Origin of the sequence: Pseudomonas sp. EggHat1 (genome assembly GCF_014892995.1) — a bacterium.
Taxonomy (GTDB): Bacteria; Pseudomonadota; Gammaproteobacteria; order Pseudomonadales; family Pseudomonadaceae; genus Aquipseudomonas; species Aquipseudomonas chaetocerotis.
Window position 1 is genome coordinate 1 of record NZ_JACKQK010000028.1, and the last position, 12,452, is coordinate 12,452.

General features: G+C 58.3%; 12 protein-coding genes and 2 pseudogenes. 11 read left to right on the top strand and 3 right to left on the bottom strand.

Features of this window, described 5'->3' with window-relative positions; all coding sequences use genetic code 11:
- The first annotated feature begins 222 nt into the window (after positions 1–222).
- Both INS93_RS24335 and INS93_RS24340 read left to right on the top strand, forming a co-directional pair.
- Positions 223–642: a hypothetical protein gene (locus INS93_RS24335; protein ID WP_192985824.1), complete on the top strand. Its 420-nt coding sequence runs from the start codon at positions 223–225 to the stop codon at positions 640–642.
- Positions 643–672: 30 nt separating this feature from the next.
- The gene (locus tag INS93_RS24340) at positions 673–885 is read left to right on the top strand and encodes a hypothetical protein (protein ID WP_192985825.1); all 213 of its coding nucleotides are present in this window, start codon (positions 673–675) and stop codon (positions 883–885) included.
- A 12-nt stretch (positions 886–897) separates the two neighbouring features.
- Here the strand turns inward: INS93_RS24340 and INS93_RS24345 are convergent.
- A pseudogene (locus tag INS93_RS24345) lies at positions 898–1,271 on the bottom strand (hypothetical protein).
- Between INS93_RS24345 and INS93_RS24350 the strand changes: the two are divergent.
- From INS93_RS24350 to INS93_RS24375, 6 genes are all read left to right on the top strand, one after another.
- Positions 1,270–1,806: a hypothetical protein gene (locus tag INS93_RS24350; RefSeq protein ID WP_192985826.1), complete on the top strand. Its 537-nt coding sequence runs from the start codon at positions 1,270–1,272 to the stop codon at positions 1,804–1,806. The pseudogene INS93_RS24345 and the gene INS93_RS24350 overlap by 2 nt on opposite strands.
- Before the next feature lie 103 nt (positions 1,807–1,909).
- Positions 1,910–2,515 (top strand): hypothetical protein, encoded by a 606-nt coding sequence (locus INS93_RS24355; RefSeq protein ID WP_192985827.1) that lies wholly within the window; start codon positions 1,910–1,912, stop codon positions 2,513–2,515.
- A 105-nt stretch (positions 2,516–2,620) separates the two neighbouring features.
- Entirely contained in the window at positions 2,621–3,139 is a 519-nt protein-coding gene (locus tag INS93_RS24360; RefSeq protein ID WP_192985828.1) for a hypothetical protein, read from the top strand.
- A gap of 531 nt (positions 3,140–3,670) precedes the next feature.
- Entirely contained in the window at positions 3,671–4,129 is a 459-nt protein-coding gene (locus INS93_RS24365; RefSeq protein ID WP_192985829.1) for a hypothetical protein, read from the top strand.
- A 240-nt stretch (positions 4,130–4,369) separates the two neighbouring features.
- The gene (locus INS93_RS24370; protein WP_192985830.1) at positions 4,370–4,762 is read left to right on the top strand and encodes a hypothetical protein; all 393 of its coding nucleotides are present in this window, start codon (positions 4,370–4,372) and stop codon (positions 4,760–4,762) included.
- Between the two features lie 10 nt (positions 4,763–4,772).
- Positions 4,773–5,189, top strand: coding sequence for a hypothetical protein (locus INS93_RS24375; RefSeq protein WP_226945730.1), 417 nt, complete (start codon positions 4,773–4,775; stop codon positions 5,187–5,189).
- Positions 5,190–5,245: 56 nt separating this feature from the next.
- Here the strand turns inward: INS93_RS24375 and INS93_RS24380 are convergent, their stop codons facing one another.
- Positions 5,246–7,126: a sensor domain-containing diguanylate cyclase gene (locus INS93_RS24380; RefSeq protein WP_192985831.1), complete on the bottom strand. Its 1,881-nt coding sequence runs from the start codon at positions 7,124–7,126 to the stop codon at positions 5,246–5,248.
- Between the two features lie 288 nt (positions 7,127–7,414).
- Between INS93_RS24380 and INS93_RS24385 the strand changes: the two genes are divergently transcribed.
- From INS93_RS24385 to INS93_RS24395, 3 genes are all read left to right on the top strand, one after another.
- Positions 7,415–8,257, top strand: a complete 843-nt coding sequence (locus INS93_RS24385) for an EamA family transporter (protein WP_160019672.1) — start codon at positions 7,415–7,417, stop codon at positions 8,255–8,257.
- 380 nt (positions 8,258–8,637) lie between these two features.
- The gene (gene plsB, locus INS93_RS24390) at positions 8,638–11,121 is read left to right on the top strand and encodes a glycerol-3-phosphate 1-O-acyltransferase PlsB (protein ID WP_192985832.1); all 2,484 of its coding nucleotides are present in this window, start codon (positions 8,638–8,640) and stop codon (positions 11,119–11,121) included.
- 220 nt (positions 11,122–11,341) lie between these two features.
- A complete protein-coding gene (locus tag INS93_RS24395; RefSeq protein ID WP_192985833.1) occupies positions 11,342–12,055 on the top strand; it encodes a S1 family peptidase in 714 nt (237 codons plus the stop codon).
- 230 nt (positions 12,056–12,285) lie between these two features.
- On the opposite strand, the pseudogene INS93_RS24400 reads toward INS93_RS24395, so the two are convergent.
- Positions 12,286–12,452: pseudogene (locus INS93_RS24400) on the bottom strand (C4-dicarboxylate ABC transporter permease); the annotation flags it as partial.

Sequence of the window (12,452 nt, forward strand, 5' to 3'; positions counted from 1 at the left end):
TTGCACCACCTGGCCGGAACGGACACTCTCGGCAACTTGGTAAACGGACTTGGCCAGATCAACTGCAATTCGTTTCATGGCAGCTCTCCCATTCTTCAACCCTCAACGCCTTGGTATAGAACCGTGGCGTGGGGAGAGTCCATTACAGCATTCAAGTCGTTCGCTGCGCTCACTGGGACGGGCTAAAGCCCGCCCCTTAACCAAACGTTAGGTGCTTTCAGCATGAACCCAGAGCTCCACGAAGCTGTTCACGAAATAGTTCTGGAAATAGTTAATGCTTCTGAAATGGGCGACAAAAAAACTGAATGGGCGGCCTATCAAAAATTAGTTTCTATCTGCGAGAACAGTGAAAAATCTGGGCAACATCATCCCTTTCAATGGGAGACACTAGGCGACTTCACGCATGATCAAAATCTGGCAGTAAAATTTTATGAAAAAGCATTGAACTATGCTGTCGCAGCAGAACTTAATGAGTACGTTTCGTCAATCAGCTTGGCAATGGCTGAAGCACTTATTGACTTGGGTAATACCACTGAAGCTAGAATCTTTGCCGCCCAAGCCAATGAGGCAGCAGAGAAAACAGATGATTTAGAACTTAGAACTAGCGTTAGCGAGTTACTACTGCGGTTATCAAGCACCTAACAACTGGTATATGGACTCTCCCCACAAGTAGTGATTGCACTTGCCGTCAGCGCGGTTGTATCCGTATATCCGGCCTTCCAGGGGATGCTTGGCCTGGCTATTCTGCCGTTCGCGCAGCGGGGGCCAAGCGTTCAATCGATCACGGGGATCATCATTGTTATCGGCTTTGCTCCGCTGCAGGACTCACCTGTTCCGACAGTGCTGCCGCTCACCACAACCACAAAAACCATCACACCTTTCTGATTACCCCTGCCGTCAGGCGGGCTTTACTCTCTGCCAATTGCCATTGAAACGCCGCTCGTGGCACCACACCGCCCAGCAGATCCGCACCAGTTTGTTGGCCAGTGCTACGGCCGCTGTGATGCGGCCGATACCTTCTGCCGTCTGCACAGCCCAGCGCTGCAGCTGCGTCAGCTTTTCCTGCGTGCGTGCCTGGCAACGCTGGGCCGCCCCCAATAGTGCGCTGTGCCACAGGCTTCCATCACACACTCGACCAGCTCACCCTGCTCCTGTATATATCGCCGGAACGCCTCTCGGTTCAGYCGCTTGCGCTGCACCACCTGGCCGGAACGGACACTCTCGGCAACTTGGTAAACGGACTTGGCCAGATCAACTGCAATTCGYTTCATGGCAGCTCTCCCATTCTTCAACCCTCAACGCCTTGGTATAGAACCGTGGCGTGGGGAGAGTCCATTACAGCATTCAAATCGCTCGCTGCACTCGCTGGGACGGGCTAAAGCCCGCCCCTTAACCAAACGTTATAGGAATCGCTCTGCCTCTATGCACAACACAATAAAAAAATATGCACCAATACTTTTCCTTAGCACAGCCATTGTATCGAGCTTAAATTACTTTGCGTATCAAGCCATTATTCAAATTACCCAAGCACAAACCGGCACCATCCCAATAGATCTGATTTCAGAAATCATTACCACAATTGCAATTCATATTATTGCTCTGTCAGTCTTGCCATTAGCCCTGTCTGCAAAAAATAGAACGCTTACCGGTTACGTGGCTCTAATCATCCTAGGCGGGATTTATATAACCTATATGACTGGAATAAATGCGACGGGACCAGCAATAACCATTATCGCCTTTTGCTATTTGGCCCTTTACGGCTATTCAAAGGCTAAAAGCATTTACAGCCACTACCGAACCAAATAGAAAACGTGTTGAACTCCTATAACAAATTAATCAAACCGTTCGCCCCGCTCACTGGGACGGGCTAAAACCCGCCCCTTAACCAAACGTTAGGCATAAGAGCGCTATGGACATAAATGATCTACTGTCAGACCTTCTTCACCAAGCTTCTAGCCAACGAAACGAAGCGCTTCTATTTCACTTCGACTTTGAAACACTTGCTGTAAAAGGTGTGTTTTTCGCACGTTCAAAAACCTTGACCATTGGTATCAAGGAGAAAAATGTAGGCTGGCAGATAGATGTCTCAAATAGGGTTCTCTCAAATCTGATTCCTAATGAGGCTTATACACAAATAAGTGCCGTATTAAAGAACGAAGACGGGAAGTACAGCAATCGCCCCTTCTTCTTAAAGCTGAAATCCTCCCTTGCAGAAATTGCCGCCTCACCCCAACCGCTCTCACCAACCGATGAAGAAATAAAAGAGCTTATCCGGGCATGTAAAACCAAAGATAAAAAATATGATTCGGAAGGTGAAAAACCATTTTTTGACCATTGGCGCAGAGTGCCTCCAAGCAACGAAAGCAAGAGAAAAATTCAACGTTATTTTGGTGTAGATGTGAAAGAGGCGTGTTATAAGAACAAAGTTACAGCCGTTTGGTCTGCCGAAGCAAAAGATAACAGCCTATTATTCTTAAACCCGCAAAGTGCTACGCGGGAAATTGAAAATGCCTAACATGGCGCTCAACCTCGCTCCTTTCAGTCGCTGGACGCTGCACGATAAAGCTGCGCAGCGCCGGCTAGCTCTACGTTAGCGCTACTTCCTTGCATGGAGAACCATATGTCTCACACAACAATTCGTTTTACTGTGCGTAAGAAAGGCGGCCCATCAGCAGGCAAAACCTTGGAACAATCAGTAGCTGAATTTAATTGGGAAAAATTCAAAAACACACCAAACGCTGAAGCCTTTGTTAAAAAGGCCTATTTTGCCGCAGCTCAAAAGTTAACCCGCGAATTACATGAGAGCAAGAGTCAGACGGAGGAACATCACCTTCAAACAATGGAAAGTCTTATTGCAAGATCTCTAAAATTCACCAAGACCGAAATTCAGGACTGGTGCGAAAGTAGAGAATGGGGAAGAGTAACTTTTAAAGCAGACGCAGAAAAAGCCATTGGCATCCTGAAAGAGAATCTCCCAAAACCATCATCATCAGAATTTTGCTTCCCAATCAACTTACGTGAAAGGGCAGCCGAAATAATTGCTGAAGTGGCAAATGCAAAACTCGACCCTATAGCCGATTATCTTTTTGTTAAATTATCTCAAAAATCAAAAGACGAAATAGCACTTGACGACCTATAAGCACTAACAAATATATATGGACTCTCCCCACAAGTAGTGAGCAAAGCTTTGCTTTTGCACCTGTCGTCAGCGCGGTTGCATTCGTATACCCGGCCTGTTTTGGGCTTTTCCGCCCTGGCCATTCTGTAGCTCGCGCAGCGGGGGCCAAGCGTTCAATCGATCACGCGGATCATCATTGTTATCGGCCTTGTTCCGCTGCAGGATCCGCGAACTTTCTTGGGCTCCCGCCTTCGCGGGAGTGACGATAAGTGGCTTTTTCAGAACATCCTTAGAGAGCTTGGACTATCTAGAGATCAGGTACTTAGACTTATTCGAATACCTAAGTAAAATCTGAAATAGTCGCCATTCCCGTACAGCCGGGAATCCAGAAGCTATTTAGCACCCGGGTTCCAGCCTACGCGGTGTGACGGCACATGGTTTTTCAGAATTACCCTAAAGAAAAAACATAGCCAAATGATTCAAATCGCTCCCTGAGACGGGCTAAAGCCCGCCCCTTGGTCAACCGTTAGGCTAATCAATCAGGGAAATATAATGAGTCAATGCTATAAACCAGGTGATTTCAAGACGTACTTTAACGAGAACATGAAAGATTTGGGACTACCCGTTCCTCAAACACTATTTGACAATCTCAATGCAGCCGTAGCGAATGCCGGACTTGTTTTGGACGCTCTAGAAACATTAGGTACGGGAGCGACAATGGCAGAGGTCATTAAAGCAACGACCGGGCTGGAGAAATTTAAAGTCGCAGCTTCGCTGGGGGCTTCATTTTATGTTGGGGCCGTCATTGGCAGTATCGCTGTAGCAAGCGGGCGCTCAGCAGGTTGCGGCAACAGAATGTCAGATATGTTTGTGTTTCTTCATCAACACAACCTTGCGTTTGATGGCTGGAACTCGTTTTATGCTCGCAACCCGGAAACATTGGACAAGAGCAGTAGGTTCAGAGTCGCCTATCGCTCCAAGGCCCTGGTTGGGAGTGGGGTCTACGCCTGATGAAAGACACTTTAATTTTATTGGTAGCCGCTTTAGTCTGCGCGGCTTTGTCGTGGCTGTTTTTCGCTCACTTTCAAAATAGCGCCTTCACCATCATGCTCGCTATATTTGTCATTGCAATTCTAGCGAAGCCACTCTACAAGCAATACCGAGACAGGGATAAGTAGCCTGACTGCGCCCGACGTCTTCGCTTTGCGGCTATGCTCTCCCCCGCTCATACCAACAAGGACGTAAACGTCGATGGACTTCATTGCACGCAATTTCAGATGGCTGATGCTGCTATCCGGCGTTCTCACGGCAACCCTGTTCTACGGCCTGTTCGCCCCGCAGGAGGCGCTGCAGTCGATGTTTGGCGCATCCTTCGATGGGCAGTTGCAATCCCTGGTCGTTCGCAGTTGGTCAGCGCTGGTCGGGTTAATGGGCGTGCTGCTGATCTATGGCGCGCTGAGTCCGAAGCATCGGGTTCTCTGCGCCGTCATTGCTGCGCTGAGTAAGGCCATCTTCGTGTCGCTGCTGCTGATCCATGGCCAGGATTACCTGGGCAAGGCCGCGCCCGCCATCGCCCTGGATCTGCTGGTGATCGCCTTTACCCTGCTGTTCCTGCTGGCCGTGCAAAAGCGGCGCAGCGCTTGAGGCGAGCCCCATGAAAATGATCAGGCATATCCTCTGGCTGGACTGCATGGCCGCTGCGAGCGCGGGCGTTGTGGTTCTGTTGCTGGCCCCCTGGTTGAGCGGCTGGTATGCCCTGCCCGGCGAGCTGCTGAGTTTCATCGGCGCGGTCAATATCGCCTACGCCTGCTTTTCCTTTTCGCTGGCGATTCGTGTGCGGCGCGCCGAAGCGCTGATCAAGCTGCTGGCAGTGGCCAACGGATTCTGGGCGTTGGCCTGCCTTGGCATCGCGACGACCTTTGCCCCGGTCATGACGCTAGCGGGGTTTTGCCATGTGCTCGGCGAGGCTGCGTTCGTCGCAGGCCTGGGCATGCTGGAGTGGAAATGGCGCAGGCAGTTGCTGGTGGCTGGCGAACAGGGCGTTTCGACTCAGCCTGTCGCGGACCAGTAGCCGTCACAGGTATTCAGGCGAAGGTCCGGCGATGGCCGCTCAGGCCATCATCAGCGCTATTCGTCAGCGCTGTGAAAGCGGTTCTTGCCCGCGTGCTTGGCCGCGTACATGGCCTGGTCCGCACGTTTGAGCAGGTCCTGGCCGTCTTCGGCGTGCAGCGGAAACAGAGCGGCGCCCACGCTCGCCGATATCCGCACCATGCTGCCGTCCAGATCGAATGGCTTGGCCAGTACATCCAGCACCTTGAGCGCCACCGTTTCGCAATCCTGACTGCCGTGCAGATTGCCGAGGACGATGCCGAACTCATCACCGCCGAAGCGTGCGACCGTGTCGGTGCTGCGCACACAACCTTCGAGTCGTCTGGCGGCCATCTGCAGCAGGCTATCGCCGGCCGCATGACCGTGGCGGTCGTTGATTTCCTTGAATCCATCCAGGTCGATATAGAGCACGGCGCACAGCTGCTGCTGGTCGCGCACGGACTCCAGCGCCTGGTCGAGCCGCTGGTGGAACCTGACGCGGTTGGCCAACCCGGTGAGGGCGTCATGCTCGGCGTCATGACAAAGGCGCGCTTCCAGGTGCTTGCGCTCGGTGATGTCCTGCGTGACCAGCACCAGGAACTCCGGGTGACCCTGGCGATTGCGGACGACGCTCGAGGCCTCGCATACCCAGATCAGCGAGCCATCCTCACGCCGATAGGTTTTCTCGATTTCCGGGGAAAGCGCACGTGCCTCGCTGACCAGTTGCTCGCTCAGAAAGCTGCGGGCTGCGGCAGCGACTTCGGCGTCGCTCAGGTCGAAAATGTTGGCGCCTTGCAGCGCCTCGGGCGGGCGCCCCAGCATGCGCGCGAATTTCTCGTTGACCCGCAGTATCCGACCCTCGGGGCTGATGTGGGCGATACCCATGGCCGCCTGGTGAAAGGTGGCGCGAAACAGTGCTTCGCTGCCTTGCAGGGCATCGGTGGCCGCACGTTGGCGAACCAGCATTAGCGCCAGCAGGCCAACGAACAGCATGACCACCAGGGTGACGCCAACTGCGGCCATCAGGTAGGTGGAGCGCCGCTGCAAGGTCGTGCCCATCTCCTCGTCGTAGGCGGTGGCCACGGTAATCATCAGTGGATAACCGCTCATGGTGCGGTAGCTGACGATACGGGCGACGCCATCGAGCGCCTCGCCACTGTCGTGGAAATCATCGGCGCCATGCAGCTTTTGCCGCTGGAACCAGGCCAGTGACTCGGCACCCAGGCCAAATTCGCTGCGTGCGCCGATCTTGCGCGCCCGTATCACGCCGTCGAGGCCGGCGAGCTCCAATAGCCCCTGCGGGCCCAGATCGACCTGCTGGAAGAAGCGCGTGACGTCCTCTGGACGGACGGCCATCACCACGACGCCGGCGAAGCTGCCGTCATCGCGCTCGATACGCAGCGACATGGGGATCAGCCAACGCCCGGAGACTCGCCCGAGTACCGGCTGATTGATGAACAGATGATCGATACGAGCATCGCGCTGCGCCGTGAAGAACTCGCGGTCGGCGTAGTTGACCGGGCCGGTGTTCTGGCTGCTGCTGACGATATCGCCCTGCTCGTCCACCACGCTGACGATGGTGAACATCTCCTCGCGGATTACGCCCTCCTCGACCCAGCGGCGCAGGTCGATGGCCTTGCCCTGCCGGCGGTACTGCTCGCGCACGAAAGCCGCCACCTGCTCGGCCGCCTTCAGCGCGCGGAACACCTGCTGCTCGAAAGCGATGGCCAGGCTGGAGTTGGCTTCCATTTCCGCAGCCAGCGCCTGCTCACGTTCGAAGGCGATGCGTTGCAGGGTGATCAGCCAGACAACGGCAACGAATACGCTCGCCAGAACGATCAGCAGGTTCAAGGGCGTTGCGATTCGAGGGCGTCGAGCGACGGCGTCATGCGCGTCAATCGGCGTGCTGGGCGGGGTCATCGCCTTGTTCTCCAAGCCATTCACGGGCGGGCTGTTTCTAGTTTCGAGGGCAAGGGTCTGTTGCCCTTTGGTTCAGCGTCGCGGGGCGTGATCCATCGCCTTGCGTTGAATCATAGGCATTGTTGCGCCACTGCGCTGCCATCATGCGGTAATGGGTTTTGCCCGAAAATCGAGCTTGCGGCAGACTGACGACCGACACTACACCTCAGCCACATCACTTCGAGCCGAGCGGTATCCGCACGGCTCCTGCTCAATTTCTTCGACAACCGCCTGCCTTCGAGGCCCGCCTTGGAAACCACGGTCTTTCTCGCCGTCATCGCCGCCGCTGCCCTGCATGCCGGCTGGAACGCTCTACTCAAGATTGGTCTGGATCGCTTCCTCACCGCCACGCTGATTCAGATCGGTGCCGGCCTGGTGGCACTTTGCGCCCTGCCGCTGGTGGCGCTGCCACAAGCCTCGGCCTGGCCGTGGATCGCGCTGTCGGCGCTGCTGCACATCGGCTACAACTTCTTTCTCGCCCGCGCCTACCAGTACGGCGACCTGGGCCAGGTCTACCCGATTGCGCGGGGCAGCTCGCCGCTGATGGTCGCCCTGCTCTCGCTGCTGCTGTTGCATGACGGGCTCAGCGCCCTGCAGTTGCTGGGTTTGCTGGTTCTGGTGCTGGGCATCTGGCTGATGGCGCTGCGCGGCGGGCAGCACAAGGCGCCGCAAGGGGCGATGCTGGGCTGTGCGTTGATGACGGCGCTGTTCATCGCCGGCTACACCCTCAGCGATGCCATGGGCGCTCGCAGCAATGGCGATGCGCTGAGTTATTCGCTGTGGCTGTTTACCGTCAACGGCGTAGTGATGGCGGCGGTATTGGCCATCAGCCGTGGGCCGCGCGCCTTCCTGCAGCTGGGCCCGCACTGGCGTGGCGGACTGGCCGGCGGGGCGATGTCGATGGCGGCCTACACCATCGTTATCTGGGCCATGACTCAGGCGCCGGTGGCATTGGTTTCGGCCCTGCGCGAGACCAGCGTGGTGTTCGCCGTGCTGCTGGGGGTGGTGCTGCTCAAGGAAAGATTGCGACCGATTCGCCTCGTGGCGTGTGCGGTGATCGCGGCGGGTGTGGTGGTGATGAAGTTGGCGTGAGGGTTTGGCGTTGTAGCAGGTGGTGGGCTGAAGCCCACCCTACCCGACTGCTGGATTGCGAGAACACGACTTGGTGGGCTGAAGCGGATCGCCGCCCGGCCCACCCTAGAATGTCATAGCGCTGTTCGCCCTCCCTACTCAGGTCGCTGCAATCATCCTGAAAGCTGACTCGGCATTCTGATCGGGAACCCCAGACCCGCTTTGCAGTTCTGTTGATCAACGGGTGCTGAATCGTTGACCGTTTTTTCGTCACACGCTGCCTGCATGCTGGCCGGGCTGACCGTCTGGACGCACGAGTTTTTTGCCCGCCAGACGCGGCTTGCGGCACACTAGCGCCCTTCCCGAGCCACCGCTCGTTTTGCCATACAAGCAGAGTCCGTATGACCCGTTCCCCCTTCCGCCGCCTCGTCTTCGGATCGTTGCGCCGCCTGCTGTACCTCTGGGTACGCTCGGAAACCATCAACCAGTCCGCCTTCACCCTCAAGCTCGACCGCAGCAAGCCGGTGTTCTATGTGCTGCAGCAGCCGTCGGTGAGTGACCTGGCAGTGGTCGACCGCGAGTGCACCAAGGCCGGCCTGCCGCGCCCGGTGCTGCCGGTAGCGGTCGGGGAACACATCGAGCCCGCCGCCTTTTTCTACCTGACGCCGGAGCCGGACTGGTTCGGCCGCCAGGACAAGCGCGGCATTTCGCCGACCCTCGATCGCGTGGTCACCGCCCTCAGCCAGCATGCCGTGGATGACGCACAGATCGTCCCGGTCAGCGTGTTCTGGGGCCAGTCGCCGGACCGCGAAACCAGCCCCTGGAAACTGCTGTTCGCCGATAGTTGGGCGGTGACCGGGCGCCTGCGCCGGCTGGTCAGCATCCTGATCCTCGGGCGCAAGACGCGTGTGCAGTTCTCCACGCCGATTCACCTGCGCGAGCTGGTCGAGCAGGACAAGGGCCAGGAGCGCACGCTGCGCATGGTGCACCGCATCCTGCGCGTGCATTTCCGCAACCAGAAGGCCGCTGTGATCGGCCCGGACGTGTCGCACCGGCGCAACCTGGTCAAGGGCCTGGTGCATGACCCGATGGTGCGCCAGGCGATTGCCGAGGAAGCCGAGCGCGAGAAGATCAGCCTGGAGAAAGCCGAAGCCCAGGCGCTGCGCTATGGCAACGAGATCGCCTCGGACTATACCTACACGGTGATCCGCTTCCTCGAACTGGTGCTTTCCTGGTTCTGGAACAAGATCTACGACGGCATCAAGGTGCACAACGTCGAGGGCGTGCGCGACATCGCCCAGGGTCACGAAGTGATCTACGTGCCCTGCCACCGCAGCCACATCGACTACCTGCTGCTGTCCTATCTGCTGTTTCGCAATGGCCTGACGCCGCCGCACATCGCCGCCGGCATCAACCTCAACATGCCGGTGATCGGCGGCCTGCTGCGCCGTGGCGGCGCCTTCTTCATGCGCCGTACCTTCAAGGGCAACCCGCTGTATACGGCGGTGTTCAACGAATACCTGCACACCCTGTTCAGCAAGGGTTTCCCGGTCGAGTACTTCGTCGAGGGCGGCCGCTCGCGTACCGGGCGCATGCTGCGGCCGAAGACCGGCATGCTGGCCATCACCCTGCGCAGCTTCCTGCGCAGCAACCGCCTGCCCATCGTCTTCGTGCCGGTGTACATCGGTTACGAGCGCGTGCTGGAAGGCCGCACCTACCTGGGCGAGCTGCGTGGCGCGAGCAAGAAGAAGGAGTCGATCTTCGACCTGTTCAAGGTGCTCGGCGCACTCAAGCAGCGCTTCGGCCAGGTCTCGGTGAACTTCGGCGAGCCGATCAAACTGGCAGAGTTCCTTGACCAGCAGCAGCCCGGCTGGCGTGAACAGGAGCTGGGCCCGCAGTACCGCCCGGCCTGGCTTAACGACACCACCAACCGCCTGGGCGAGCGCGTGGCGCGTCACCTCAACGAAGCGGCGTCGATCAACCCGGTCAACCTGGTGGCCCTGGCGCTGCTGTCCACCAGCAAGCTGGCCCTGGACGACCGCGCCCTGGCCCGTGTGCTCGACCTGTACCTGGCCCTGCTGCGTGCGGTGCCCTACTCGCCACACACCACCCTGCCGGAAGGCGATGGCGCAGCGCTGATCGAGCACGTCAAGGGCATGGACCTGCTGGCCGAACAGAAGGATGCGCTGGGCAAGATTCTCTATCTGGACGAGCAGAACGCCGTCCTGATGACCTACTACCGCAACAACGTGCTGCACATCTTCGCCCTGCCGGCGCTGCTGGCGAGTTTCTTCCAGAGCAGCGCGCGGATCAGCCGCGAGCAGATCCTGCGCTACGCCGGCGCGCTGTATCCCTACCTGCAATCCGAGCTGTTCATCCGCTGGGAACAGAGCGAGCTGGAAGGCGTGATCGACCAGTGGCTGACGGCATTCGTCGAGCAGGGCCTGCTCAAGGTCGAGGGCGATGTGTACGTACGCCCGGCGCCCAGCTCGCGCCAGTTCGTGCTGCTGACCTTGCTGTCGCGCTCGGTCGCGCAGACCCTGCAGCGCTTCTACATGGCCATCGCCCTGCTGCTCAACGCCGGGCAGAACGCGATCAGCGCCGAGGAGCTGGAAGACCTGTGCACGGTCATGGCCCAGCGCCTGTCGATCCTGCATGGCCTGAACGCGCCGGAGTTCTTCGACAAGAGCCTGTTCCGTCACTTCATCCAGAGCCTGCTGGATCAGGGCGTGCTGCGCCAGGACGAAGCCGGCAAGCTCAGCCATCACCCGCTGCTCAGCGAGCTGGCCGAAGGCGCCGCCAAGCGCGTGCTGCCGGCGGAGATTCGCCTGTCGATTCGCCAGGTGGCGCTGGATCGCAACGAGGATGAGCCGGCAGCACCGTGATTGCTATTCGTAGGGTGTCGCGGGGCCGCCCAGGTCGTGCGCACCTTCGAATCGCCGTAGCCGCCGGTGCGCACGGCGCACCCTACACGTGTCACGTCAGCTCCGTAGGGTGGATGTCGCTTTTTACATCCACCCTGGCGCCGGCTCGAGATCACCAAACGAACCTGTCACGGCTTTGGCAGTCAGTCGATAGACCACACACCGGCAGGAGGCCCAGGCCATGATCGATTCCCTGATGTTGAGCGCTGCACGCATCACCACATTGGCTGCTGGGCAGATACTGACCAACGCCAGTGGTTTTTTCTTCCTCCGGGATCAACGGCTGTTCCTCGTCACCAGCCGTCACGTGGTGCTCGACGAGCCGAGCGGCCATCAGCCGGACAGCCTGCAGATCGAGTTGCATACCGACGCACACAACCTGGCCAGCACCGTCAGCTTTTCCATCCCGCTGTATGACGGCGAACAGCACCTGTGGCGTCAGGGTATGGATGGCGCGGGCGAGATCGACGTGGCGGTGATCGAGCTGGATCAGGCCGCCCTTCCCAACAACGGTGCTTACCAGGCCTTCACCCCGCAGCACCTGCTACAAGCCGACGAGCATGTGGAGATCGGCTCGACGTTGCTGGTAGTGGGCTTCCCGCTGGGCTTTCAGGACACCCTGCACCGCATGCCGGTGGCGCGTCATGCCGGGCTGGCGTCGTCCTTCGGTCTGCGTTTCCACGGGCTGGGCTACTTCCTCACCGACGGCCGCACCCATCGCGGCCTGAGCGGCGCGCCTGTGGTCAAGCGCGCCGGCGTCGAGGGCGAGTTGCCCTGGAAATTGCTCGGCATCCATTCCACGCGCCTGTTGGGCAATCGCGACGAGGATCAGGACGAAGCCCTGGGTCTGAACTGCACCTGGTATGCCGATATCCTGATGACACTGACGGAATGATCACCCTGCCCGTAGCCCGGATGTAATCCGGGGGAAGCGCCCGCTACCCAGTCGCGGCTAAAGCCCCTCCCACAAATGTCCCGCGTCTGTGGGAGGGGCTTCAGCCGCGCCAGCCTTTGTCATGTGTTCGAAAAGCCCCCGGATTCATCCGGGCTACGCATGGTTTGCGAGCCAATAAAAAAACCCGGCACAAGGCCGGGCGCAGAGGTAGACGCGGTAAAGACGGTTATTCAGCTCATACCCAGCCAGTTCGGCAGCGCCAGGGAAACGGCCGGGATGTAGGTAATCACCATCAGGAAGCTGATCAGCAGCATCAGCCATGGCAGTGCAGCGCGGATCACCGCCGTCAGCGGCATGCCCGTGACCGCCGAGGTGACGAACAGGTTCAGCCCCACCG

What these genes read in the sequence shown, in the direction of transcription:
- INS93_RS24360 (WP_192985828.1), top strand. Translation starts at nt 2,621, where the DNA reads ATGTCTCACACAACAATTCGTTTTACTGTGCGTAAGAAAGGCGGCCCA.
- INS93_RS24370 (WP_192985830.1), top strand. Translation starts at nt 4,370, where the DNA reads ATGGACTTCATTGCACGCAATTTCAGATGGCTGATGCTGCTATCCGGC.
- INS93_RS24365 (WP_192985829.1), top strand. Translation starts at nt 3,671, where the DNA reads ATGAGTCAATGCTATAAACCAGGTGATTTCAAGACGTACTTTAACGAG.
- INS93_RS24355 (WP_192985827.1), top strand. Translation starts at nt 1,910, where the DNA reads ATGGACATAAATGATCTACTGTCAGACCTTCTTCACCAAGCTTCTAGC.
- INS93_RS24395 (WP_192985833.1), top strand. Translation starts at nt 11,342, where the DNA reads ATGATCGATTCCCTGATGTTGAGCGCTGCACGCATCACCACATTGGCT.
- INS93_RS24335 (WP_192985824.1), top strand. Translation starts at nt 223, where the DNA reads ATGAACCCAGAGCTCCACGAAGCTGTTCACGAAATAGTTCTGGAAATA.
- INS93_RS24380 (WP_192985831.1), bottom strand. Translation starts at nt 7,126, where the DNA reads ATGACCCCGCCCAGCACGCCGATTGACGCGCATGACGCCGTCGCTCGA.
- plsB (WP_192985832.1), top strand. Translation starts at nt 8,638, where the DNA reads ATGACCCGTTCCCCCTTCCGCCGCCTCGTCTTCGGATCGTTGCGCCGC.
- INS93_RS24350 (WP_192985826.1), top strand. Translation starts at nt 1,270, where the DNA reads ATGGCAGCTCTCCCATTCTTCAACCCTCAACGCCTTGGTATAGAACCG.
- INS93_RS24375 (WP_226945730.1), top strand. Translation starts at nt 4,773, where the DNA reads ATGAAAATGATCAGGCATATCCTCTGGCTGGACTGCATGGCCGCTGCG.